Genomic DNA, 26,924 nt, shown 5'->3' with positions numbered 1-26,924 from the left:
CGGGGTGAATGCGTCGACCAGGTTGGGTTACTATTGAATGGTAACGAATAGGTAACGCACCCCAGGGTGTCCGGAGGGAGGGCGGAGCTATTACGAGCACCATCAGCACGGAGCGTCGCGTTCTCGGCTGCCGGCAGACTGCGAACCCCGCCGCCCGGGGCCCGCGCCTTGCCCTGCTCGACGGCCTGCGCCTGCTGGCGGCCGTCCTTGTGGTCCTCTACCACTACACGGCCTGGCACCACGGGAACTGGGGAATCGAACCCGCCAAGGACGCCTGGCCGTTGCTTTCCAAATTCACCGTTTTCGGGAACATGGGTGTTCAGCTCTTCTTCGTCATCAGCGGGTTCGTGATCCTGCTGTCCAGCTACGGCAAGAAACCGGCGCAGTTCATCGGATCCCGAGTCGGGCGGCTCTTCCCCGCCTATTGGGTCGCCGTTATCCTGACGGGCACATTGGTCTTCTTTATCTGGCCCGAGATCGGCAGCCGCCTGAGCCTCTGGGACTGGGCCGTGAACATGACCATGCTGCAGGGCGGAACCGGCAACCCGCACATCGACGGTGTCTACTGGACGCTCTGGGCCGAACTGCGTTTCTACGCGCTGATCCTGGCCCTGATGCTTCTGGGGTGGCAAACCCCCGGACGGTTGCTGGCCTTCGCCGGAATCTGGCCCGTGGCCGCCCTCGCGGCCCCTCTGGTCCCGGGCAACTTCGTGGCGCAGGCCCTCATGGCCGAGTACGCGCCGCTGTTCGCCGGAGGCATGGCTTTGTTCCTGCTGTACCGCTTCGGCCATACGCCGCTGCGCTGGGCCGTTCTGTTGCTGAACGTCTGCCTGGCCGCCTACCATACGGGCAAGTCCGGCTCACGGGAGGCCCTTGAACTGGTCGGGTACAACATTCCCGAACAGGCATATTGGGTCATCGTCGCAGGGATTTTCGCCGCCATCGCGGTGCTGTCCCTGACCCCGCTGCGCCGGGTCAGTTTCCCGGGCCTGGCCCTGGCCGGCGCCCTGACTTATCCCCTCTACCTGTTGCACCAGGTGTGGGGCTGGTGGTTCATCAGCCTGCTCAGCCCGCTGCTTCCGGCACCGGTTGTCCTGACGCTCGTCTTGGGCATCGTCGGGCTGGCCGCGTACCTGGTGCACCGGTGCGTGGAACGCCGCTTTGGGCGGGTCCTGGGGCAGCGGACGACGGCGCTGGTGCAGGCCGCGGCCGACCTGCGCAGGCGTCCGGTCAAGTGGCGGAACAACGGGGGAGCGCGTTCGGACTCCCGGCGCGACGTCGCGGCGGGCTCGCGAGCCTAGGCACCGGGACCCCTGGCTCCGGGGCCCGGGTTAGGCCCGCAGCCTCCTCGAGACTCCGCGCGGGCGGTCGGGGGACCACCTCGACGTCGATCCCGCGTGACAGTGCATCGGCGGTGAACCGGCGCAGGCCGTCGTCCGCCGCGGAGCCCATGTTTGTCTTCCTAGGCTTCGCGCGAGAGCAGCAGGGCCTCGCCTTGGCCGCCTCCACCGCAGAGACTGACGGCTGCGCGCCCGCTGCCCCGGCGTTGCAGCTCCAGTGCGGCATGGAGGGCCAGCCGCGCGCCGGATGCCCCGATGGGGTGTCCCAGGGCGATCGCGCCGCCGTGGATGTTCGCCCGCTCGTGGGGGTATTCCAAATCCTGCAGCGACTGCACGGCGACGGACCCGAAGGCCTCGTTGATCTCGATGAAGTCCAGTTCCGACGTCGTCCATCCGGCGCGCTTCAGTGCCGCGGCGATGGCGCGGGAGGGCTGGGAGTGCAGGGAGTTGTCCGGTCCGGCGACCTGACCCGGCTCGCCGACGTCGGCGAGGATGGCGAGCCCGTGCTCGCGAGCGTAAGCGCGGGACACCACGACGACGGCGGCGGCGCCGTCCGAGAGCGGTGAGGCGTTCCCTGCGGTGATGGTGCCCTGCTTGTCGAAAGCAGGCCGCAGCCCGGCCAGGGACTCGGCCGTGGTCTCGGGCCGTATACCCTCGTCGGCGGAGACGACCAGCGGGGCGCCTTTTCGCCGCGGCACTTCGACGGCCACGATTTCGTCGTCGAACACGCCCGAGTCGCGCGCGGCGGCCGCGCGGGCATGGGACGCAGCGGCCAGCTCGTCCTGTGCGTCGCGGGCAATTCCGAGTTCGGAGTTCTTGGCTTCGGTGCTGGCTCCCATGGAGATCCCGTCGAAGGCGTCGGTGAGGCCGTCGTGCGCGACCGAATCGATCGCGGTGAGGTTCCCGTAGGTCCATCCCTGGCGGCTGCCCGGAAGGAGGTGCGGGGCGTTCGTCATGGACTCCTGACCGCCGGCGACGGCAACCTCCGCTTCGCCGAGCCGGATCATCCGGGCGGCATCCGTGACGGCCGCCAGCCCGGAGAGGCACACCTTATTGACCGTGACCGTCGGGACGTCCCAGCCGATCCCCGCGGCGATTGCCGCCTGCCTGGCCGGGTTCTGCCCGCAACCGGCCTGCACCACATGGCCCATCACGACGGCGTCGACGTCCGCGGCCGGCACCCCGGAGCGCTCGAGTGCGCCGGCGATGGCGTTCGCGCCGAGCTGGACCGCGGTGAGCGCCGCCAGCTGTCCGTTGAGGCGGCCGAAGGGTGTGCGGGCGCCGCCGACGATGACCGGATCGCGCTCTGATGACATGGTGGAAGGCCTACTTTCGGTGCTCTGGGGATTTTCCCCATTCTATCGTGGCGCCGGTCACATGCGGATCGGAGTGATGTCCCCGACGGCTCTATACCAATAATGACAAACTGCTTTACATTCCGATCCGAAAATTCTTGTCATATGGCGTATCCAGAGGGTTCACTATCGTGCGGGCACATGCTTATAGTTCAGCCACGGATACCGACGGGGAATCGGAATCCGCAATATTGGGGAAATGGGGGGGGACCGGGCGTGGGAACTCGGAAGTGCTGCCACACGCATCACCCGGCTACGGATCGTCGCTTGTCCGCGGGAGGACCGGGTTGCGGCCCGAGCAACCGTGACAAGAAATCGACGCCCGTGCATCCCTCCCGTCACACGTGCCTTGACAACATGACCCGCGCCTCGGCGCGGGTTTTCTCGTCTGACCGCCCCCGGGCCGTCGGCGGTGGGGAACACGCTCGGATATAAACGCCAGGGGGAGCGTGGAGGGCCGGGGATCTCGGGAGATCCCGGACCGCCTCGCGACGGGTGGTTAGTGGGGGTCTTGGGGACCGCCGGAATTGGGGAACGCCGTGCGCGAGCGCAGGTGGGGGTTTTTCGCTCCCAAAAGCGGAGCCTGGATCAGGGAGACGACGGCGGTGGCCGCCGTGTGTTCCCTGGTGCTAACCGGGCTCCTTGCCTCTGGCGCGGCCGCAGACGAACTGCCGCCCGCAAGCGAAAACGCGGCGGTGGAATCCGCACTGGCAACGGAAACGGGCACCGAGGGCGAATCCGAGCGCGAGCAAGAGCGCGAGACCGAGCCCAAACCCGAGCGCGGGCACGAGGCGCAGCCCGTCTCGACGGCAAAAACCGCCACCGGCCCGACCGCGTCGGCAGGCCCATCAAAGGGCGCGGCCGGCGCGTGCGATGCGAACCGGAACACCGGCAGGGTCGCCACGTTCATGCAGCGGTCCGACTCCACCGAGTTCGCGAACGGAAACCTGGCCGTCGGCCTGGTCGAGGGCGGGTTCGCCCACCAGCGCGTGCAGTTCAGTCGCCTGCGGCCGGGCGACAACGAGCTCACCTTCACGTATCGCGTCAAGTACAAGGGCGTCTACGCCTACGACTACCTCGACCACTTCTCCATGACCGGGGCGTCGATGACCGCCGTGGAGACACGGGCGGGCTCCGGCGACAACCAGGTCAACATCGTCCGGCTGACGTTCGACGTGGCGGACACCGCGGCCTCCCTCGAAACCGCCGAACTGTTTTTCAGCGCACACATCGCCTCGTCGCTGGACCACGGCCCGGGGATGGGTGCGGGATCGATCAAGGGATCGGCGTACCATGTCACCCTGGGCAGCCTGAACTGCAAGACGGTGGGCAGCAAGGACAACCAGAACGCCGCGAAGCGCGTGCAGTACGGCAGCATCACGATCGTCAAAAAGGCCGTCCCCGCGGACGGCACCGACTTCGACTTCCACCTTGCCGTCCCGGCCACGGGAGACACCGTGGCGTTCCGGCTCGACGACAGCGCCGACGGTGACACCGGCTCCACCGGCCTGCCCTCCGCCACCACCTACACGTTGGCGCCGGGCACCGCCACGATCTCCGAGGGATCGCTGCCGTCGGGCTGGAAACTGACGGGCCTTGCCTGCAAGGGGGCCACCGCCACGATCGACACGGAACAACGGACGGCCACCGTCCCGGTCGCCGACGGCGCGGACATCAGGTGTACGTTCACCAACACCGGGGCCACCTACCGCAACCTCTCCGTGGCCACGACGGTGGAGCCCTCCTACGTCCGCGACTACGACTGGACCATCACCAAGGAGGCTTCCGCAGACCGGATCGAATCGGCCACGGGCAACGCGGCCTTCCAATACGACGTCGTTGTCGACGCCTCCGCGCCGAGGGATAGGGGCTTTGCGCTCTCCGGCGCCATTGCGGTGGGAAACCCCAACGAGGTGGCTATTGGCGGTGTTGTGCTCGCCAGCCCGCTGCCCGGCACGGCGGCCGCCGCCGACTGCGCGATCCGGAACGGCGGCGGCGACGCCGTCACCTCCCCGGTGACGATCCCGGCCGGCGGGGACGACTTCACCTATGCCTGTTCGCTCCCGGACGGCACCGCCGCCGACGCGGCGGGCACCCACACGGTGCGGGCCACGTGGGACTCCGCGGGCTACCCGGGCACGGACGGGACGGCGGACGGAACGGCGTCGTACGACTTCGCGGACGCCACGCCGATGGTGACCGACGGCTCGGTGACCGTCACCGACAGCGCCGCGGACCTGTCCGCACTGGCCGGCGGCAACGTCGTCGCGGCCGGGCAGGCGCCCCGGACGTTCCGTTACGACGTCGGATGGCCGGGGGTGGCCGGCCGGTGCACCGACTACGCCAACACCGCGACCTACACGGAGGCCGACGGCGGAACGGGCGCGGCCAGCGAGACGGTCACCCTCTGCCTGGGAGCCGATCTCGACGTCACCAAGAACGTCGTCTCGAGCTTCGACAGGACGTATCTGTGGGACATCGACAAGGACGCGGCCGGGCCGGGAACCCACGCGGCCGATCCGGAGACCGGAAGGGTCACGGTGGAGTACAAGGTCACCGTCAAACCACGCACCTCGAGCAAGGACAAGGGGTACCGCGACACCGACTGGGCCATGATCGGCACCATGAGCGTGCGCAACCCCAACACGTGGCAGGCGGTCGAGGCGACCGTCGCCGACTCCGCGGACATCGGCGGCGGCGCGGCCTGTCCGGTGGTGTCCGGAGCGCTCGCACCACACGGCGCGGTCGTCGACGCGTCGCCGGCTGCCGGCTTCCAGGCATCGATCCCGGCGGGCAAGACGGTCGATTTCGCCTACGTCTGCTCGTTCGACTCGCAACCGAACTACGCCGGAACCAACACCGCGACCGTGACGTGGGACGCCGCCCGGGCGAAGACGCCGTCGGGCACGGATTCGATCGGAACCGCCGTCACGCTGGGCACCTGGGGCAAGACGCCGGTGAACAGCACCGTGGTGGTGACGGACAGCGTCCACGACTTCGACCCGGCGTGGACGGTGGTCTGGGCCGAGGGCATGAAGCCCCAGACGCGGACCTACCGGCACACCTGGACCGTGGACCGGCCAGGGACCTGCGAGCGTTTCAAGAACATCGCCAACGTCTCGGCGGCCGGTAACGACGCCGGCCCGGGAGCGGTCCTGGACACCGAGGACGAGAAGATCACGGCCTGCCGCGAGGCGCCGCTCCGGGTGGCCACCACGGCGTACGCCACCTTCGACCGCACCTACCTGTGGGACATCGACAAGAAACTCGCCGAGGGGCAGTCCGACACCGTGGAAACCGGTGGCGACGGCAAGGCGACGGTCGGCTACGACGTCGTCGTCACCAGCGACGGCGTGCTCGATACGGCGTTCGAGACCGGGGGTACCATCACGGTCACCAACCCGAACGCCTACGCGGGCGCGGCCGTCAGCGGCACCGTCACCAACGCGTTCGACGCCGGCGGGAGCGTCTGCGCCGTCGCCGGGGACGGCGCGATCGAACTCGCGCCGGGCGAGAGCAAGACACTCGGCTTCGAATGCGGCACCGACGGGGCCAACGCATCGACCACCGGATCCCACACGGCCACCGTCACCTGGGCCGGCGGCACGCGGAGCGCGGCGTCGAAGCCGGAGAAGGTGGCTTTCGGCGTCGGGGAGACCACGGATGGAACCGTGGACGTCGTCGACGACTTCGCGGGAACCGGGGAGGCCGCGGTCATCGGCACCGTCGGCTGGGACGACGTGACGTCGCCGGCCGCCGATTGGTCGCATACGTTCGGGCGGTCGATCGTCTTCGAGGGGACACCCGGGACGTGCACGCCGCACCGCAACACGGCAACGCTGGGCCTCGAATCCGATGCCGTCGGTCCCGGCGCCAGCGCCGACGTCGTCGTGTGCCGGTCGCTGGGTCTCACGGTCGGCAAAACCGCCGACGCCACCTTCGACCGGCAACTGCTTTGGAGCCTGCGCAAGGACGTGGACCGCAGCCGGGCCGTGATCCACGACGAGGAGGCGGCACGCTTCGACTACACCGTGTCCGCCGTCCCGGACGGGCACATCGATGCGAACCACCGGGTGTCCGGCGTCATCACCCTCGCCAACCACAACACCTTCGAACGCGGTGCCCTGATGGCGACCGTGACGGACACGATCGACATCGACGGGGTGTCCTGCGCCATCGATGCGCGGGACGCGGACGGCGCGGCCGGCCTGCAGGTCAACGTGCCCGCGAGGGCCGGCGAGAGCGGCGGCACCGTCGAGCTCGCATACGCCTGCACCGGGAAGCCGAAGGACTCCGACTACCGGGGCGCCAACACCGTGGACGTGGCCTGGGCGGGCGGCACGGCGACGGCCACCGCCGCCGTCGCGTACCAGCGGGACGGACTCTCGGACCAGACGGTCCGCGTCTTCGACGACATGGCCAGGACCACGAATGCGCCTGCGCTGCTCGGCGAGGCCGTGTGGAACGAACGGAACGAGGCCACGGACTTCACCTACACGCTGCCGCTGCCCGGCGCCCCGGGGACCTGCGTGAACCACACGAACACCGCGTGGATAGCCCTGGCCGAAGGCAACGGGGCCGAGGATCCGGCGTCGAGCCGCAACGTCTCGGTCTGCCTCGAGGACGACCTGATGGTCACGCAGACGGCCGTGGCGAAATTCGACCGCACCTACCTGTGGGACATCGACAAGTCCGTCGACGCGGCGAAGGCCGAGGCCGGGGAGGACGGAAAGCACTCCTTCCGGTACGCGGTCGGCGCCGTCCCGGACGGATTCCGCGACGGGGGCTGGGCGCTTCGGGGCACCATCGCGCTCACCAACCCCAACTCCTACGCCGAAGGCGCCATCACGGCGTCCGTCGCTGACATGGCCCAGGTGGGGCGCGACGTCGAGTGCGACGTCGAGGGTGGGGCATCGGTCGCGGTGCGGCCCGGGACCACGAAAGTGCTGGAATACGCCTGCGGGTTCGGCGCGAAGCCGGACTACCGGGGCACCAACACCGTCGTCGTGGACTGGGGCCGCGGACGGTTGGAGTCGCGGTCGCCGGTGACGTTCGAGCTCGACGACGCATACGACAGGGACGTCGAGGTCTTCGACGACATGGGAGGCGGGGAACCCCGACTGTTGGGCAGCGCGAGTTGGAACGACGCCGGCGAGCGGCGGGAGTTCGCCTACGACCTGGAGCTGGAGGGGGCCGCGGGAACCTGCGAGACGTTCGCCAACACGGCGTTCATCCGGCTCCGGTCGCCGCAGGGCCCGGGGAACGGCGTGCCGACGCCGGACCCCACCGCCGTCCGGACGGTCGAGCTGTGTGCCGAGGCGCCGCTGCGCGTGGAGAAGACCGCGGAGGCGGTCTTCGACCGGCAGTACCTCTGGGAGCTCGGCAAGACGGCCGCCCGGGGCCGCGTGGAGACGGCCGCCGGAACGCCCGCCGTCGCCGAATACTCGGTGGAGGCCACGCCGGCGGGCCACCGGGATTCCGCGTGGAGGATTTCCGGCGACATCACGGTGCGCAACCCCAACGACTACAAGGACGTCCTCGCGACGGTCACGGACGGGGCCGGGATGGGAGCGAGCGCGGACTGCACGGTCGACGGCGGCGGGAGCGTCCCGGTCGCCGCCGGAGCCGCCGTGACCCTCGCCTACGAGTGTGTTTTCGCCGACGAGCCCGGCCGCAGCGGCAAGAGCATCGCCACGGCCCAGTGGCGGGCGCACGACGGCGGCGAGGCGGCCGCCGTCGCAACGGCCGGCGTCGAGTTCCAGGTGGGCACGGAAACCGATCGAACGGTCACGGTGCTCGACCATCTGGCGGAGCGCGATGCCGAGGTGGGAGCGGCGAAAGCGCGCGATGCCGAGCCGCGCGTCGCCGGGCCGCGCGTCCTCGGGACCGCCCGGTGGAACGCGGACCGGACGCCGGCGCGGTTCGACTACTCGGTCGAGCTGGACGGCACCGGCGGGACCTGCACCGCGTTCTCCAACGTCGCGAGCCTGCGCGAGACGGGCCAGACCGCGTCCGCCGACGTCCACGTCTGTGCCGAGGCGGCACCGGACGCCCGGCTCGAGGTCAGGGGCGTTCTGGAGCGCACGTACCTCTGGAACATCGACAAGAGCGCCGACGCGAAGACCGTGATGGTGGGATCCGGCAACAAGGGCGCCGCGTACACGGTGACCGTCACGCCCAACGGGCACGCCGATTCGGGGTGGGCGCTGGAGGGCACCGTCGCCGTGCGCAACCCGAACGACTACACCCCGATGGCGGTCGCTCTGGGCGTGGGTCTGGCTCTGGATCCGGACGTGGAGCCGGATCCGGCGCGGGGGTCCGAGGCCGGGGCCGCGTGCGAGGTCGGGGCAGGGGATACAGGGACGATCGTGGTGGCCCCGGGCAAGACAGTGGTCCTGCCGGTCGTCTGCGATCTCGCGGGCGAACCCCCGGCCGGCCACGCCGGCACGGCGGTACTCGCCTGGACCGACGCGCTGGGTGCGGAGCGGGAAACGACGGCCCGGGCCGGCGTCGTGTTCTCCGTGGACACCGAGCGGCACGCCACCGTCACCATCGGCGACGACCAGGGCGATCCGGACGCCGAGGCGCGGATCCTGGGCACGGCCGACTGGAACGCCGAGGGGACGCCCGCGGTGTTCGAATACCCGCTGCGGGTCGCCGCGCCGGTGGGCAAGTGCCTCGAGCACACCAACACGGCGACGATCGTGGAGACCGCCGACTCGGCCTCCGCCGTCGTACGCTTCTGCGGCGCGGCGGCGCCTCTCGTGCCGCTGGAACCACTGCCGTCGGTCGTTCCCGCCGGGGGACACCTTCCCGATACCGGTGCCGAGGTCCGGGCCATCGCCTGGGCCGGATTGGCACTGCTCCTGGCCGGAATCCTCGCACTCGGCGCGGGCCGGCGCAGGAGCCTCCAGACCTGAGGTGGAGTAGGTCGCAGTCCCCCCGCTGCCACCGAACACCCAGGAAAGGACGCGGAGAGTCTCCGCGTCCCAGGGGGAGGGCCCCGCCCGCGCGGCGGGGCCCTTCTTCGGTCACCCTCGTCCCGGCCCCTCCTTTCGGCCCGTGACACGCCGCTCCACAGGCCCGTCTCGCGCTTGTCACCGCGGGTTAGACATGGTAGGTGCGCTTGTGTAGTATGAGAGTTTGCGTCTTCCCTCTTTACCTTCGGTCCTCATATAGCGGTGGGCTTGATTAAAACGGTGGTCTCCCGGGTTCCTCATCCCGGGTGGGGGTCGGCGCCGGAAACCTGACGGTCTGTGGAAGGATCCATCTTGGTCGCCTCGAGCACCTCTCATCAAGAAACCGCTAGTTCGGCCCGCACAGCGGAAGCTGCCGGCCGAATCTCATTCGCAAAGATCCACGAACCGCTGGACGTGCCCAACCTGCTGGCGCTCCAGACGGAGAGCTTCGACTGGCTCGTGGGCAACCAGCGCTGGAAGGCCCGCCTGGAGCAGGCCATCGCCGAAGGCATCCAGGGTGTTGCGTCCACCTCCGGCCTCGCCGAGATCTTCGAGGAGATCTCGCCGATCGAGGACTTCCAGGGCACCATGTCCCTGAGCTTCTCCGAGCCCGAGTTCGCGGACCCGAAGTACACCATGGCCGAGTGCAAGGACCGCGACGCCACGTACGCCGCGCCGCTGTACGTCAAGGCCGAGTTCATGAACAACAACACGGGCGAGATCAAGCAGCAGACCGTGTTCATGGGCGACTTCCCGCTGATGACGGACAAGGGCACGTTCATCATCAACGGCACCGAGCGCGTCGTCGTCTCGCAGCTGGTCCGCTCCCCGGGCGCCTACTTCGAGCGCACCCCGGACAAGACCAGCGACAAGGACATCTTCACCGCGAAGATCATCCCGTCGCGCGGCGCCTGGTTCGAGCTCGAGATCGACAAGCGCGACCAGGTCGGCGTCCGCCTCGACCGCAAGCGCAAGCAGTCCGTCACCGTGCTGCTGAAGGCCCTCGGCTGGTCCGAGAGCCGCATCCTTGAGGAGTTCGGCCAGTACGACTCCATCCGCGCCACCCTGGAGAAGGACGCGACGGAGACCAAGGAAGAAGCCCTGCTGGACATCTACCGCAAGCTCCGTCCGGGAGAGCCGCCGACGGTCGACGCGGCCGAGGCGCTGCTGGACAACCTCTACTTCAACTCCAAGCGCTACGACCTCGCGAAGGTCGGCCGCTACAAGATCAACCGCAAGCTCGGTGTCGACAAGCCGTTGTCCGCTCCGGATGCGTCCGTGCTCGACATCGACGACATCGTCGCGATGATCAAGTTCCTGGTTGCGCTGCACGCCGGCGAGAAGACCGTCCCGGGCACCCGGGACGGCTCCACCGTCGACCTGCGCGTCGAGGTCGACGACATCGACCACTTCGGCAACCGCCGCATCCGCGCGGTCGGCGAGCTCATCGAGAACCAGGTCCGCACCGGCCTGTCCCGCATGGAGCGCGTGGTCCGCGAGCGCATGACGACCCAGGACGTCGAGGCGATCACGCCGCAAACCCTGATCAACATCCGCCCGGTTGTGGCCGCGATCAAGGAGTTCTTCGGAACTTCCCAGCTCTCGCAGTTCATGGACCAGAACAACCCGCTCGCCGGACTGACGCACAAGCGTCGCCTGTCCGCGCTGGGCCCGGGTGGACTGTCCCGCGACCGCGCCGGCATGGAGGTCCGTGACGTCCACCCGTCGCACTACGGCCGCATGTGCCCCATCGAGACCCCTGAAGGCCCGAACATCGGCCTCATCGGCTCGCTGGCGACCTACGCGCGCATCAACGCGTTCGGCTTCATCGAGTCCCCGTACCGCAAGGTCGTCGACGGCAAGGTCACCGAGCAGGTCGACTACCTGACCGCCGACGAGGAACTCGAGAGCGTCATCGCCCAGGCGAACGCCCCGATGACGGACAACCACACGTTCATCGAGGACCTGGTCCTCTGCCGCGAGCGCGGCGGCGGCGGCGAGCCCGTGCTCGTTCCGCCGGCCGAGATCGACTACATGGACGTCTCCCCGCGCCAGATGGTCTCCGCGGCCACCGCGCTGATCCCGTTCCTGGAGCACGACGACGCCAACCGCGCGCTCATGGGCGCCAACATGCAGCGCCAGGCCGTGCCGCTGCTGGCCTCGGAGTCCCCGCTGGTCGGAACCGGCATGGAGAAGTACGTTGCCGTCGACGCCGGCGACTCGATCACCGCCGACCAGCCCGGCGTCGTGAACGAGGTCTCCGCCGACCTGGTCACCGTCCTGAACGACGACGGCACCGAGTCCGCGTACCCGATCATGAAGTTCGCCCGCTCCAACCAGGGCAACGCGTACAACCAGCGCGTCCTGGTGTCCGAGGGCGACCGCGTGGAGTACCAGAGCATCATCGCCGACGGTCCCTCCACGGACAACGGCGAGCTCGCGCTGGGCAAGAACCTCCTGGTCGCGTTCATGTCCTGGGAAGGCCACAACTTCGAGGATGCGATCATCCTCTCCCAGCGCATGGTCTCCGACGACGTCCTCACCTCGATCCACATCGAGGAGCACGAGGTCGACGCCCGCGACACCAAGCTCGGTGCCGAGGAAATCACCCGCGACATCCCGAACGTCTCCGAGGAGATCCTCGCCCAGCTCGACGAGCGCGGCATCATCCACATCGGCGCCGAGGTCGAGGCGGGCGACATCCTCGTCGGCCGCGTCACCCCGAAGGGCGAAACCGAGCTCACTCCGGAGGAGCGCCTGCTCCGCGCCATCTTCGGCGAGAAGTCGCGCGAAGTCCGCGACACCTCGCTGAAGGTGCCACACGGCGAGTCCGGCACGGTCATCGGCGTGCGCATCTTCGACCGCGACAACGACGACGAGCTGCCCCCGGGCGTCAACCAGCTGGTCCGCGTGTACGTGGCGCAGAAGCGCAAGATCACGGACGGCGACAAGCTGGCCGGCCGCCACGGAAACAAGGGCGTCATCTCCAAGATCCTCCCGATCGAGGACATGCCGTTCCTCGAGGACGGAACGCCGGTCGACGTCGTCCTGAACCCACTGGGTGTCCCGGGGCGAATGAACGTCGGACAGGTCCTGGAGATCCACCTCGCGTGGGCCGCCAAGCAGGGCTGGAAGATCGAGGGCGAGCCGGACTGGGTCAAGAACCTGCCGAACCTGCCCCGCGAATCCGGTTCGACCACCGTCGCGACGCCCGTCTTCGATGGCGCCGCGGAGGAGGAAATCCGAGGCCTGTTGGACCACACCGCCGTTACCCGCGACGGTGACCGGCTCATCGACAACTCGGGCAAGGCCCGCTTGTTCGACGGCCGCTCCGGCGAGCCGTTCCCGGACGCCGTGTCCGTCGGCTACATGTACATCCTGAAGCTCCACCACCTGGTGGACGACAAGATCCACGCCCGTTCCACCGGTCCGTACTCCATGATCACGCAGCAGCCGCTGGGTGGTAAGGCGCAGTTCGGCGGACAGCGCTTCGGCGAGATGGAAGTCTGGGCCCTGGAGGCCTACGGCGCCGCGTACACGCTGCAGGAACTGCTGACGATCAAGTCCGATGACATCCACGGCCGCGTGAAGGTCTACGAGGCCATCGTCAAGGGCGAGAACATCCCGGAGCCCGGCGTTCCGGAGTCGTTCAAGGTCCTCATCAAGGAAATGCAGTCGCTCTGCCTGAACGTGGAAGTTCTGTCCACCGACGGCACGACCATCGAAATGCGGGACTCGGACGAAGAGGTCTTCCGGGCTGCGGAGGAACTGGGCATCGACCTTTCACGGGCCGAGCCAAGCTCCGTCGACGAGGTCTAGCGCGGACGGCGGAGCCGGGCCCCACGGCCCGGCCCCGCCGCCCCTCCCGGACACGCACTAGACCACCGCGGCGGACCAGCGTCCGCCGCAGCACAGACTTCTTCTAAGAATTTTCACGAGAGAGACAGGGACCATATGTCCAGCGAATCCTCATTCGGCCACATGCGCATAGGCCTCGCAACCGCGGAAGAGATCCGTGGATGGAGCTTCGGCGAGGTTAAGAAGCCGGAAACCATCAACTACCGCACCCTGAAGCCGGAAAAGGACGGGCTCTTCTGCGAGAAGATCTTCGGCCCCTCCCGCGACTGGGAGTGCTACTGCGGCAAGTACAAGCGCGTGCGCTTCAAGGGCATCATCTGTGAGCGCTGCGGCGTCGAGGTGACCCGCGCCAAGGTGCGCCGCGAGCGGATGGGCCACATCGAGCTGGCCGCGCCCGTGACCCACATCTGGTACTTCAAGGGCGTTCCCTCGCGCTTGGGTTACTTGCTTGACCTGGCGCCGAAGGACCTCGAGAAGGTCATCTACTTCGCCGCCTACATGATCACGTCCGTCGACGAGGACCGCCGCCACGCGGAGCTCCCGAACCTGCAGGCGCAGCACGACCTGCAGCGCAAGACGCTGGTCGACAACCGCGACTCCGACATCGCGGCGATCGCCCGCGACCTGGAGAACGACCTCGGCAAGCTCGAGGCCGACGGCGCGAAGGCGGCCGAGAAGAAGAAGGCCCGCGACCTCGCCGACAAGACCATGGCCCAGGTGCGCAAGCGCGCCGACGCCGAGATCGAGCGCCTCGAGCAGGTCTGGGACCGGTTCAAGAACCTCAAGGTCGCGGACCTCGAGGGCGACGAGGGCCTGTTCCGCCAGCTGCGCGAGAAGTACGGACTGTTCTTCGAGGGTGCCATGGGCGCCGAGGCGATCAAGAAGCGCCTCGAGTCGTTCGACATGGAGGCCGAGGCAGAGCTGCTGCGCGACATCATCAAGAACGGCAAGGGCCAGCGCAAGACGCGTGCCCTGAAGCGTCTGAAGGTCGTCAACGCGTTCCTGACCACCACCAACAGCCCGCTGGGCATGGTGCTGGACGCCGTCCCGGTGATCCCGCCGGAGCTGCGCCCGATGGTCCAGCTGGACGGTGGCCGCTTCGCGACCTCCGACCTCAACGACCTCTACCGCCGCGTGATCAACCGCAACAACCGCCTGAAGCGCCTGCTGGATCTCGGTGCGCCCGAGATCATCGTGAACAACGAAAAGCGGATGCTCCAGGAGGCGGTCGACTCCCTGTTCGACAACGGCCGCCGCGGCCGCCCGGTCACCGGACCGGGCAACCGCCCGCTGAAGTCGCTCTCGGACATGCTCAAGGGCAAGCAGGGCCGGTTCCGCCAGAACCTGCTCGGCAAGCGCGTCGACTACTCCGGCCGTTCGGTCATCGTCGTCGGCCCGCAGCTGAAGCTGCACCAGTGTGGCCTGCCCAAGCAGATGGCGCTGGAGCTCTTCAAGCCGTTCGTGATGAAGCGCCTGGTTGACCTCAACCACGCGCAGAACATCAAGAGCGCCAAGCGCATGGTCGAGCGCTACCGTCCGCAGGTCTGGGACGTGCTCGAGGAGATCATCACGGAGCACCCGGTTCTGCTTAACCGCGCACCGACCCTGCACCGTTTGGGCATCCAGGCGTTCGAACCGCAGCTCGTCGAGGGCAAGGCCCTGCAGCTGCACCCGCTCGTCTGCGCCGCGTTCAACGCCGACTTCGACGGCGACCAGATGGCAGTGCACCTGCCGCTGTCGCCGGAGGCCCAGGCCGAGGCCCGCATCCTGATGCTGTCCTCGCACAACATCCTGAAGCCGTCGGACGGCCGCCCGGTGACCCTGCCCTCCCAGGACATGATCATCGGTCTGCACCACCTGACCACCAAGCGTCCCGGCGAGAAGGGCGAGGGCCGCGTGTTCTCGACCCCCGCCGAGGCGATCATGGCGCTCGACGCCGGTGTGCTGCACCTCAACTCGGTCGTCAGGATCCGCGTCGAGGGCTTCGTTCCGTCCGCCGAGATGCCGGCCCCCGAAGGCTGGGAAGAAGGCTCCCCGGCCCTCATCGAGACGTCGATCGGACAGGTGCTCTTCAACGAGACCCTGCCCGCCGACTACCCGTGGGTCGAGCGCGTTGCCGGCAAGGACACGCTCTCCGAGATCGTCAACGACCTGGCCGAGCGCTACCCGAAGGTCGTCACCGCGGCGACGCTGGACAACCTGAAGGACGCCGGCTTCAGCTGGGCGACCCGCTCGGGAGTGACCGTGGCCATCTCCGATATCACGTCGAACATGGACAAGGCCGCGATCCTGGCGCCGTACGAGGAGCAGGCACTGAAGGTGCAGGCCCAGTACGACAAGGGACTCATCGCCGACGAGGAGCGCCGCACGGAGCTCATCGACATCTGGAACAAGGCCACCGACGAGGTGGCCGAGGCCATGCGCGCCGGCATGGAGGAACTGAACACCATCAACCGCATGGTGACCTCCAAGGCCCGAGGCAACTGGCTGCAGCTGCGCCAGATCGCCGGTATCCGTGGCCTGGTGTCGAACCCCAAGGGTGAGATCATCCCGCGTCCGATCAAGTCCTCGTACCGCGAGGGCCTGTCCGTTCTCGAGTACTTCATCGCAACGCACGGTGCCCGTAAGGGCCTCGCCGACACCGCGCTGAAGACCGCCAACTCGGGTTACCTGACCCGTCGTCTGGTGGACGTCTCGCAGGACGTCATCGTCCGCGAGCTCGACTGCGGCACCGAGCGCGGCCTGACCGTGCCGATCGCCTCGGTCGACGAGATCGGCACCGTGCGCATGCACGAGACCGTCGAGAACTCGGCGTACACCCGCACGCTGGCCACCGACGTCGTCGATTCCGACGGCAAGGTGCTGGCAGCGGGCGCGTCCGACGTCGGAGACGTCCTCATCGAGGAGCTCTTCAACGCCGGCATCTCCGAGATCAAGGTCCGCTCCGTGCTGACCTGCGAGTCCGTCGTCGGAACGTGTGCGCTGTGCTACGGCCGCTCCCTGGCCACGGGCAAGACCGTGGACATCGGCGAGGCCGTCGGCATCATCGCCGCGCAGTCCATCGGCGAGCCCGGCACGCAGCTCACCATGCGTACCTTCCACACCGGTGGTGTCGCCTCCGCGGACGACATCACGCAGGGTCTGCCCCGTATCCAGGAGCTCTTCGAGGCGCGTACCCCCAAGGGTGTCGCCCCGATCTCCGAGGTTGCCGGCCGCATCACCATCGAGGACGCCGAGAAGCAGCTGCGGATCGTCGTCACCCCGGACGACGGTTCGGAAGAGATCGCCTACCCGGTCCTGCGCCGTGCGCGCATGCTCGTGGCGGACGGGGACAGCGTGGCCGTTGGCCAGCAGCTCGTCTCCGGTGCGATCGACCCCAAGCAGGTGCTGCGGGTTCTCGGACCGCGCGAGGCCCAGAAGTTCCTGGTCCGCGAAGTCCAGGAGGTGTACCAGTCCCAGGGTGTGGGCATCCACGACAAGCACGTGGAGGTCATCGTCCGCCAGATGCTTCGCCGCATCACGGTCATCGAGTCCGGCGAGACCGGCTTGCTTCCGGGCGAGTTGGCCGAGCGTTCCCGCTTCACCAACGAGAACCGCAAGGCCGTGTCCGAGGGCAAGCAGCCCGCGTCCGGCCGCGACGAGCTCATGGGTATCACGAAGGCCTCGCTGGCCACGGATTCCTGGCTCTCGGCGGCATCCTTCCAGGAGACCACCCGCGTCCTGACGCAGGCGGCCATGGAAGGGAAGTCGGACCCGCTGCTGGGTCTGAAGGAGAACGTGATCATCGGTAAGCTGATCCCGGCCGGCACCGGCCTGGACCGCTACACCCAGGTCAACGTGGACCCGACGGAGGAGGCCAAGGCCAACCTCTTCACCGGTCCCAGCGCGTTCACCGGCTTCGACTACGAGGGTGTCGAGCCCGGCATGTCGCCGGAGTTCCACGCCATTCCGATGGATGACTATGACCTCGGGAACGATTTCCGCTAACCCCGGAACCCGACCCTGAGGGGGAGAGGGGCGGCACCGCATTCGCGGGGCCGCCCCTTTCCGCATTCCCGGGTTTCCCCGGCCCGCCCGGCTCGCCCGTCCCGCCCCCCGCGGCCAGCACTCCCGCCGGCATCGGTGTCGGGATACCTGCAGGAAAGCCGCCGTTTTGGATGCATGTACCCCGACACGGATGCGGTCCGTGAGCGCCCCGCGGTGAGCCCGACGATTACCCGCCGCGATCCCGCCGATTAACGGGGCGTCCCGGCCGCGTGCTAGGGTGGTGTTAATTGTTTTATGTGTGGCAAATGGACACGGTCCGGGTTGCGGGGAACTTGCGCAACAGATGCCACACTTTTGCACGCCTACGGTCGAATCCGCAGACGATGCGAGGAAACGACCAAAAGCGCAGCGTCCCGGCCAGCAGTGTGGCAACGGGGCGCGGCAGAACCAAGAAACCGGAGGACACGAAAGTGCCTACTATTCAGCAGCTGGTCCGCAAGGGCCGCTCGCCGAAGGTCAACAAGACCAAGGCCCCTGCCCTGAAGGGCAACCCCATGCGTCGTGGCGTGTGCACCCGTGTGTACACCACCACCCCGAAGAAGCCGAACTCCGCGCTCCGTAAGGTCGCCCGCGTTCGTCTTGCCGGTGGCATCGAGGTCACCGCATACATTCCCGGCGTCGGCCACAACCTGCAGGAGCACTCCATCGTGCTCGTTCGCGGCGGTCGCGTGAAGGACCTTCCGGGTGTCCGCTACAAGATCGTCCGTGGAGCCCTCGACACCCAGGGTGTCAAGAACCGTCAGCAGGCACGCTCCCGCTACGGCGCCAAGAAGGAGAAGAAGTAATGCCTCGTAAGGGTCCGGCGCCCAAGCGCCCCCTCGTTTCCGATCCGGTCTACGGATCCCCGCTCGTCACCCAGTTGATCAACAAGGTCCTGGTCGATGGCAAGAAGTCCACCGCAGAGCGCATCGTGTACGGCGCGCTCGAAGGTGCGTTGGCCAAGACCGGCGGCGATCCGGTTGCGACCCTCAAGAAGGCCATGGACAACGTCCGCCCGGCCCTCGAGGTCCGCTCCCGCCGCGTCGGTGGCGCCACCTACCAGGTTCCGGTCGAGGTCAAGCCGGGCCGCTCCACCGCGCTGGCCCTCCGCTGGCTCGTTGGCTACTCCAAGGCCCGCCGCGAGAAGACCATGATCGAGCGTCTCCAGAACGAGATCCTCGACGCATCGAACGGTCTCGGTGCCGCTGTGAAGCGTCGCGAAGACACGCACAAGATGGCCGAATCCAACAAGGCATTCGCCCACTACCGCTGGTAACCGTGATTTCCGTACGACGGCGGCCGCGCCGCCCAGGTGCCGCAGCCGCCGTCGTGCAGGATCAACAGACACAAGGGAGACACCGTGGCACTGGACGTGCTCACCGACCTCAAGAAGGTCCGGAACATCGGCATCATGGCGCACATCGATGCCGGTAAGACCACCACTACGGAACGCATCCTCTTCTACACGGGTGTGAACCACAAGATCGGCGAGACGCACGACGGCGCTTCGACGACCGACTGGATGGAGCAGGAGAAGGAACGCGGCATCACGATCACGTCCGCCGCCGTGACCTCCTTCTGGAACAACAACCAGATCAACATCATCGACACGCCGGGCCACGTCGACTTCACGGTCGAGGTCGAGCGCTCCCTGCGCGTGCTCGATGGCGCCGTTGCCGTCTTCGATGGCAAGGAAGGCGTCGAGCCGCAGTCGGAGACCGTCTGGCGCCAGGCGGACAAGTACGAGGTCCCGCGCATCTGCTTCGTCAACAAGATGGACAAGCTGGGCGCCGACTTCTACTACACCGTCGACACCATCATCAAGCGCCTCGGCGCCAAGCCGCTGGTCATGCAGCTGCCGATCGGCTCCGAGAGCGAATTCGTCGGCGTCGTCGACCTCATCGAAATGCGCGCGCTGGTCTGGCCCGGCGACTCCAAGGGCGACGTCACCATGGGTGCCGCCTACGAGACCCGCGAGATCCCCGAGGACCTCAAGGAAAAGGCCGTCGAGTACCGTGCGCAACTGGTCGAGGCCGTTGCCGAGTCCTCCGACGAACTGATGGAGAAGTTCCTCGAGGGCGAAGAGCCCACGATCGAGGAGCTCAAGGTCGGCATCCGCAAGATGGTCATCGACTCCAGCGCCTACCCGGTGTTCTGCGGCTCCGCGTTCAAGAACCGTGGCGTCCAGCCGATGCTCGACGCCGTCATCGACTACCTGCCGTCCCCGCTGGACGTGCCGCCGATGATCGGTCACGATCCGAAGGACGAGGAGATCGAGCTCACCCGCGCGCCCTCCTCGGACGAGCCGTTCTCGGCCCTCGCCTTCAAGATCGCGACGCACCCGTTCTTCGGGCAGCTCACGTTCATCCGCGTGTACTCCGGCAAGGCGTCCTCCGGCCTCCAGGTGATCAACTCCACCAAGGGCAAGAAGGAGCGCATCGGAAAGCTCTTCCAGATGCACGCCAACAAGGAGAACCCCGTGGACGAGGCCTTCGCCGGCCACATCTACGCGGCCATCGGCCTCAAGGACACGACGACGGGCGACACGCTGTGCGCGACCGACGCCCCGATCGTCCTCGAGTCCATGTCCTTCCCGGACCCGGTGATCTTCGTGGCCATCGAGCCGAAGACGAAGGGTGACCAGGAGAAGCTCTCCACGGCCATCCAGAAGCTTTCCGCCGAGGACCCGACCTTCACCGTCTCCCTCAACGAGGACACCGGCCAGACCGAGATCGGCGGCATGGGCGAGCTCCACCTGGACATCCTGGTGGACCGCATGCGCCGCGAGTTCAAGGTCGAGGCCAACGTCGGCAAGCCGCAGGTGGCCTACCGCGAGACGATCAAGAAGAAGGTCGACAAGGTCGACTTCACCCACAAGAAGCAGACGGGTGGGTCCGGCCAGTTCGCCAAGGTCCAGATGGCTTTCGAGCCGCTGGACACGACCGACGGCGCAACGTACGAGTTCGTCAACGCCGTCTCCGGTGGACGTATCCCGCGCGAGTACATCCCCTCGGTCGACGCGGGAATCCAGGCTGCCATGCAGTTCGGCATCCTGGCCGGCTACCCGATGGTGGGCGTCAAGGCGACACTGCTCGACGGTGCCTACCACGACGTCGACTCCTCGGAAATGGCGTTCAAGATCGCCGGTTCACAGGTGTTCAAGGAGGGCGCACGCCGCGCCACCCCGATCATCCTCGAGCCGCTGATGGCCGTTGAGGTCCGTACTCCCGAGGAGTACATGGGCGACGTCATCGGTGACCTGAACTCGCGCCGCGGCCACATCCAGTCCATGGAGGACGCCGCCGGTGTGAAGGTCATCAAGGCATCCGTGCCGCTTTCGGAGATGTTCGGATACATTGGCGACCTGCGTTCCAAGACGCAGGGCCGCGCGGTGTACTCGATGAAGTTCGACAGCTACCAGGAGGTCCCCAAGGCCGTTGCCGAGGAGATCGTCCAGAAGAACCGCGGCGAGTAGTCGCCGCGACCAACAACTTGCCGCCAGTCTGGTTCCCCGGACGAGCGGCACCGTGGAGGCCGGTCGGCCGCCAGCCGGACGGCCGGCCTCCACGTGGCAGACTGAGGGGCCCGATAGCGGGGCCTGACGGAAACCGCAATTTCAGGAAAAATATCAGCCCACAGTAGACTTGCATGAGTTTCGCCCACGAACCGCGTGGACGAGGTAAGTCATCTGTATACGTTCTAGGAGGAACCCGTGGCGAAGGCAAAGTTCGAGCGGACTAAGCCGCACGTCAACATCGGCACCATCGGTCACGTTGACCATGGCAAGACGACGTTGACCGCTGCCATTTCCAAGGTGCTTGCTGACAAGTACCCCGATCTCAACGAGCAGCGCGATTTCGCGGCTATCGACTCCGCCCCGGAAGAGCGCCAGCGCGGCATCACCATCAACATCTCCCACATCGAGTACCAGACGGAGAAGCGCCACTACGCGCACGTTGATGCCCCGGGCCACGCTGACTACATCAAGAACATGATCACCGGTGCCGCACAGATGGACGGCGCGATCCTCGTGGTTGCCGCCACCGACGGCCCGATGGCCCAGACCCGCGAGCACGTTCTGCTTGCCCGCCAGGTTGGCGTTCCCTACCTGCTGGTCGCGCTGAACAAGTCGGACATGGTCGACGACGAAGAGCTCCTGGACCTGGTGGAAATGGAAGTTCGCGAACTTCTCTCCGCCCAGGGCTTCGACGGCGACGAGGCACCGGTTGTGCGCGTCTCCGGTCTGAAGGCCCTCGAAGGCGACGCCGAGTGGGTCAAGTCCGTTGCGGACCTCATGGACGCAGTCGACGAGCACGTTCCGGACCCGGTTCGTGACCGCGACAAGCCGTTCCTGATGCCGATCGAGGACGTCTTCACGATCACCGGTCGTGGAACCGTCGTCACCGGCCGCGCCGAGCGTGGCACGCTGCCGATCAACTCCGAGGTCGAGATCGTCGGCATCCGCCCGGTCCAGAAGACCACGGTGACCGGTATCGAGATGTTCCACAAGCAGCTCGACGAGGCATGGGCCGGCGAGAACTGTGGTCTGCTTCTTCGCGGCATCAAGCGCGAAGACGTGGAGCGTGGCCAGGTTATCGTGAAGCCGGGTTCCATCACCCCGCACACCGATTTCGAGGCCAACGTCTACATCCTTTCCAAGGACGAGGGCGGCCGCCACAACCCGTTCTACTCGAACTACCGCCCGCAGTTCTACTTCCGCACGACGGACGTGACTGGCGTTATCACCCTCCCCGAGGGCACGGAAATGGTGATGCCCGGTGACAACACCGAGATGACCGTTGCGCTGATCCAGCCGATCGCCATGGAAGACGGCCTCGGCTTCGCCATCCGCGAGGGTGGCCGCACCGTTGGCTCGGGCCGCGTCACCAAGATCATCAAGTAGTTTTTGCTGATCTGACCTGACGGTCCACCGGAAGGACCCCGCTGCTTCGGCAGCGGGGTCCTTCCGCCTTTAAGCCCGCCGCGCGTGGATGCTCGGCGGCGTTGTCCACAGGGCGGGCAATCCGCTAGGCGAATCGCGACGGTTTGGCTATTCTCGGGACTAACTCTTCTGGACGGCGGATGGCGTGGACTTGGTATCAACGGGCGTGGCCATGGTGCTGGTCTTGATTGTCGGCGCGGGGCTGGCCGGATGGTGGGCCGGTCGCCGCGCGCTACGCCGGCCGGCTGCCGGCGGGGTAGGCACGGGGGAGTCGTCTTCCGCGCAGCGTGCCGCCTTGGCACGTGCCTGGCAGGAGGGGTACGACGCCGGCAGCGGCACCTCCGCGCGGACTTTCCCCGTGACCGTCCCGGCAGCCGCCCCCGCAGCGGGTGCGCCGGCCGCGCCGGAAAGCCAGGGCACGGCGGGATTCGCGGGTGGGCCCGCCACGGCCTTGCTGGGCGATCCGTCCGGTCCGTCTGCGAATATCCACACGGGACCGCCGGAGACCGAGCCGGAAGTGGCTCCAGGGGTGCCACCACTCGGCCCGCCCCGCGGGTCCTGGGAGCCTCGGCCCCGAGAGCACGACCCGGAGCGGCGCGCGCTGCGGAACATCAACATCACGCTCTACGTCGCCGCCATGCTGTTGGTCGCCGCGGCTTCCCTGTTCATAGGGATCTCGTTCCCGGCGGGCGCGAAGTTCGCCGGTCTGGCGCTGCTGACCGCCGGCTTCTATGCGGGCGGCCTCGTGGTGCACGCCCGGAGCGACCGGCTCAGGCCCGCGGCCACGGCCTTTACGGGCACCGGACTCGCCCTGATTCCCGTGACCGGCCTGGCGTTCTATCTGCTGGTGAGCGGAAACGCGGCGACGACCTGGCTCACCACGTCCGTCGTCGGGACGGCCGCGTTCGTCTACGCCGCGGCGCGGCTCCAGAGCAGGGTGCTCGCGGCGTTGTCCCTCACGTTCCTCGTCTCCACCGCCTGGTCCGGGGGAGCCGTGCTGAACCGTGGACTCGTGTGGTACTTCATGTTCACCATGTTGCTGGCAGCGGCCGCCACGGCGGTCGCGTATGCCAGGCCACGCTGGCTCACCAACATCTACGTGCGCGCGTTCACCACGGCACACCGCTATGTCGTGCCCGCCACGCTCGCGGTCGCCCTCCTGCTCCCGGGCGTACTGCGCACCCGCGACTACCTGCTGCTCACGCTCGCGGCAACCGCGTACTACGCGGCGGTGTCCTTCGCCGGTCCGGCCCGGGAGCGGCTGGCGAACATGTACGCGGGCCGCGCCGGCGCGGTGGCCGCCGCCGCGTATTTGACGGCCGAGCTCGGGGCCGACACCACCGGGGTAGCCCGGACCGTAGCCGTGTTGCTGCTTCTCCAGGGACTTGCGGTGGTGCTCTATAGGGGGCACTACACGCGATTGCTTTCCGCCGAACCGCGGCCCGGATGGACGCGGCCCGGATGGACACGGGCCGGGTGGATTCGTGCCGAAGCGCTGTTGCTCTTCGCAGCCGGCATGCTGTTCGCGCTCGCGGGCAACGAACGGGGGCTCGCGGATGCGGCATCCGACCCGGTCTGGTGGTCGTTTAACTGGACCCTGCTCGTGGCGGTGACGCTGGGTGTAGTCGCCGGCGCGCGTGGCGGTGTTTCCTTCCTGTGGGTTCCTCTCGTCGCGGGCGCTGCTGTTCTGCTCGAACCGTGGGACCCCTTGCCGTGGAGGCAGTCGCTGGTTCTGTCGTTGGCCCTTGCCCTGACGGTCGGAGCGGTCGCACGGGTGCAGGACCGGGCAGAGGCTCGAACGCTCACCACCCAGGCCCAAAACGTCGTCGTGCGCGTGCTGTTGCCGGTCGCGCTCGCCAGCGTGGCCGCGTCCGCGGCGTGGGCGTGGGCGGGGGCGTCCGTCTCGACGGGTCGCGTGGGAGTGGCGGACGGCGAGTTGCGCTGGTGGTGGACGGCCTTCGGCGTGGCGTGGCTGGCCGGCTCGGTTGCCGCCGCGTTTCGGCTACGCGCGGCGCGGACCCGCGCGCCGTTGGTGGAGGCCGCCCTGCTGTTGGTGGGCGTGGCGGCGGCATTCGTCGCCGTCGTGATGCTGGCGCCCGGTCCGCAGGGAATGTTGCTGGGCACCGTGGTCGCCGTGGCACTGGTTTCGGCGACGCTCGTGTTGGGCGTCCGCGGACGGGTTGCGCCGGCGCGCCACGGAGGCGCGGGTCGCGGTTGGGCGCGCGGAAGCGGGCACGCCGTCGGGGCGCTCGGACTTGCCGGCGCCGTGGCACTAAGCGGCGGCTTCCGGACGGAATGGGCGTTGGAGGCCGTGTTCGCCGCCGGACTGGCGTATTGCTGTGTGCGCGCCGGCTCGCCCGGACGGCCTTGGGTCCGTGGCGCTTACGCGGCGGCGGGCCAGCTCTTCCTCACGTTCTGCGCGCTTCACATCGCCGACCGGTTCGAGCCGACATCCACGCCACGGTGGCGATCGCCACCGTGACGCTGGCCGCCGGCCAGATGGCGCGGTTGCAGCTCACCGGCGGTAGCGGATCCCGGGGCGGGGGAGCCCGGGGCGCGGGAGAGCAGGGCGCGGAAGCCCTGGGCGCGGGAGCCCGCGGGAGAGGACGTTTTGGCGGGGGAGCGGCTCGAGGGATCGGATTGAACAAGGTGATGGGGTGGTCCGCATTCGGCGTCCTGCTTCTGACGCCCTTCGCCTATTGGCTGGGCACCGGATCCTGGGGCGGCGGTGTCTTCGGCCGCCTCGTGGGCGGCGGTTCCGGCGCGGACCGGGCGTCCCTGCTGGTCCAGCTGCTCTGCCTCGGCGTGTTCGGAGTGTTCTGGTGGCTCCGCGGTGCCACGCCCCGCACTGCCGTCGCGCACCGCTGGACGGTGTTGGCCGTCCCCGTGGCGGCGGCCGGCATCGCGGTCGTGCCGTCCGCGAACACCGGCATGCGCGTCGGCGGCTGGCTTCCGGCCGACTTGTGGGGCCCGCAGGTCGCCATCGCGCTGCTGGTGGCGATGGGGACCGCCGCCATCGTGCACGAGGGACGGGACCGCGGCGGATCGTACCGGTGGCAGCGGGCCGCGGCGGCCGCAGGTTTCCTCGCGACGGCCCTTGCGGTTGCCCCGGCCGAACCCGGGTGGCGCGCCGCCACGCTTTTCGCGGTGGCGGCGGGCTTCGCGGTTTTCGCACACACTTCGGGGGCGGCGTGGCTGCTGTTGGGCACGGCCGCGGCCCTGCCCGCCGCCCTCAACGCCGGGACACTGCAGGTGCTGTGGTTGCCGGACAACGGTTCGGTGACCGACGAAGCCCTGGCGATGTCCGCGGCGCTCGTGGCGGCCGGGCTGTTCCTCTACGCGACGCGGTGGGCTTGGTCCGGCGGGCACGCACGGTACGCGGCGCTCGGCGGCCTGGCCGACGTCGTCCTCGGCGGCGCCCTCGCGCAGGGGGAGCCCTTCCCCCTTGACGTCATCGGCCTGGCGCTGATCTCGGCCGCGACCGTCGCCGCCGTCTTCGAGGCGCCGGCGGGCCGCCGAGTGGCGCCCGCGGAGGCCGCGTTCCTGCTGGTCGCGGCGTGTGCGCAGCGTTCCTGGTGGATCGTCGACGGTCCCCTCGGCTACTTCTGGGTGGCGCAGTACTGGGTCGTGGTCCTGGCATTGGTGGCCGGATACCACTTCGCCGTCCGGGACGCCGGAAGAAGTAGGCGCGGAACGGCGTACCTGTGCGTGGCGGCGGCGGTGCTCACCGCCACCGGCCCGACGACGCTCTTCGCCGACGGTTTCGCGGAACAGGCGTGGACGATCTGCGGCCACGCGGCCCTGCTGGCATTCGGCCTGCTGTCCAACCGCCGGCTCTTCGTGGTGTGGGGCGCCGTCGGGGTCGGACTCGCCGTCCTCTGGTACCTCCGCGGCTTCACCTTCCTGCTGCTGTTGTTCGTGGCGCTCGCGCTGATCGCCACCGCCGTCTGGCGGTTGACGCGGATCGGCAGGGCCGCCCCATAACCGGCCGCCCGTATCCGCCCGGCGCGCCGCGGCGCGATTCGTCCGCGGCTACAACGGCTGGTGCAGGCAGAGGAGATTGCCCTCCGTGTCCGCGAACCACGCCGTCTTGTGGTGCGGGGTCGTGACGATGTGGTCTTCGGTCTTGAGCCCGGGCTCGTCGTAGTCACGGAATACGACGCCGGCGCCCTCCAGGTTCCCGATCGCGCCGGGCAGGTCGTCGACCTGGAAGCTCAGTGCCGTGACGTCGGTCGGAACGACGTCGGGGCGCAGCATCAACTCGATCGCGGTCGAACCGTCGCTGGAGAAGAGCTGGCTCCCGTCGTCGAGCTCAGCGGTCGGCTCGAGTCCGAGGGTGTCCCGGTAGAAGGCCTTGGCCCGTTCCATGTCCTGTACGGGCAGAATCGCGGTCAACTTGCTGGTGCTCAACAATGCGTGTCCTCCTTGGCTGGCTGCTTGGGTC

At 68.2% G+C, this 26,924-nt stretch carries 12 protein-coding genes; 10 read left to right on the top strand and 2 right to left on the bottom strand.

Annotated elements, in window-relative coordinates; genetic code table 11:
- Positions 1–47: 47 nt before the first annotated feature.
- On the top strand, positions 48–1,301 hold the full coding sequence (locus tag ACHAAJ_RS12985; protein ID WP_435728612.1) for an acyltransferase family protein: 1,254 nt from the start codon (positions 48–50) through the stop codon (positions 1,299–1,301).
- Positions 1,302–1,462: 161 nt separating this feature from the next.
- On the opposite strand, the gene ACHAAJ_RS12980 is transcribed toward ACHAAJ_RS12985, so the two are convergent.
- A complete protein-coding gene (locus tag ACHAAJ_RS12980; protein WP_435728611.1) occupies positions 1,463–2,656 on the bottom strand; it encodes an acetyl-CoA C-acetyltransferase in 1,194 nt (397 codons plus the stop codon).
- A gap of 734 nt (positions 2,657–3,390) precedes the next feature.
- On the opposite strand from ACHAAJ_RS12980, the gene ACHAAJ_RS12975 reads away from it, so the two are divergent.
- From ACHAAJ_RS12975 to ACHAAJ_RS12935, 9 genes are all read left to right on the top strand, one after another.
- Positions 3,391–9,615 carry a prealbumin-like fold domain-containing protein gene (locus ACHAAJ_RS12975; protein WP_435728610.1) on the top strand — a complete coding sequence of 2,075 codons (6,225 nt, stop codon included), beginning with the start codon at positions 3,391–3,393 and terminating at the stop codon, positions 9,613–9,615.
- A 351-nt stretch (positions 9,616–9,966) separates the two neighbouring features.
- On the top strand, positions 9,967–13,473 hold the full coding sequence (gene rpoB, locus ACHAAJ_RS12970) for a DNA-directed RNA polymerase subunit beta (protein WP_435728609.1): 3,507 nt from the start codon (positions 9,967–9,969) through the stop codon (positions 13,471–13,473).
- 135 nt (positions 13,474–13,608) lie between these two features.
- Complete coding sequence (locus tag ACHAAJ_RS12965; protein ID WP_435728608.1) at positions 13,609–17,499, top strand: DNA-directed RNA polymerase subunit beta'; 3,891 nt, start codon at positions 13,609–13,611, stop codon at positions 17,497–17,499.
- Between the two features lie 470 nt (positions 17,500–17,969).
- Complete coding sequence (gene rpsL, locus ACHAAJ_RS12960) at positions 17,970–18,344, top strand: 30S ribosomal protein S12 (protein WP_071894958.1); 375 nt, start codon at positions 17,970–17,972, stop codon at positions 18,342–18,344.
- Entirely contained in the window at positions 18,344–18,814 is a 471-nt protein-coding gene (gene rpsG, locus ACHAAJ_RS12955; protein ID WP_435728607.1) for a 30S ribosomal protein S7, read from the top strand. Before rpsL ends, rpsG begins: the two co-directional genes overlap by 1 nt.
- Before the next feature lie 84 nt (positions 18,815–18,898).
- Positions 18,899–21,013 carry an elongation factor G gene (gene fusA / locus ACHAAJ_RS12950; protein WP_435728606.1) on the top strand — a complete coding sequence of 705 codons (2,115 nt, stop codon included), beginning with the start codon at positions 18,899–18,901 and terminating at the stop codon, positions 21,011–21,013.
- A 237-nt stretch (positions 21,014–21,250) separates the two neighbouring features.
- Positions 21,251–22,441 carry an elongation factor Tu gene (gene tuf, locus ACHAAJ_RS12945; RefSeq protein ID WP_435728605.1) on the top strand — a complete coding sequence of 397 codons (1,191 nt, stop codon included), beginning with the start codon at positions 21,251–21,253 and terminating at the stop codon, positions 22,439–22,441.
- Between the two features lie 184 nt (positions 22,442–22,625).
- Positions 22,626–24,962: a hypothetical protein gene (locus ACHAAJ_RS12940; RefSeq protein ID WP_435728604.1), complete on the top strand. Its 2,337-nt coding sequence runs from the start codon at positions 22,626–22,628 to the stop codon at positions 24,960–24,962.
- Positions 24,944–26,464, top strand: coding sequence for a hypothetical protein (locus ACHAAJ_RS12935; RefSeq protein ID WP_435728603.1), 1,521 nt, complete (start codon positions 24,944–24,946; stop codon positions 26,462–26,464). Before ACHAAJ_RS12940 ends, ACHAAJ_RS12935 begins: the two co-directional genes overlap by 19 nt.
- A 48-nt stretch (positions 26,465–26,512) precedes the next feature.
- On the opposite strand, the gene ACHAAJ_RS12930 is transcribed toward ACHAAJ_RS12935, so the two are convergent.
- On the bottom strand, positions 26,513–26,890 hold the full coding sequence (locus tag ACHAAJ_RS12930) for a VOC family protein (RefSeq protein ID WP_435728602.1): 378 nt from the start codon (positions 26,888–26,890) through the stop codon (positions 26,513–26,515).
- Positions 26,891–26,924: the final 34 nt, after the last annotated feature.

Origin of the sequence: Arthrobacter arnarulunnguaqae, assembly GCF_051262515.1 — a bacterium.
Lineage (GTDB): Bacteria > Actinomycetota > Actinomycetes > Actinomycetales > Micrococcaceae > Arthrobacter_N.
Note: the sequence above shows the minus strand (reverse complement) of the source record. Positions and strands in the feature narration are given on the sequence as shown.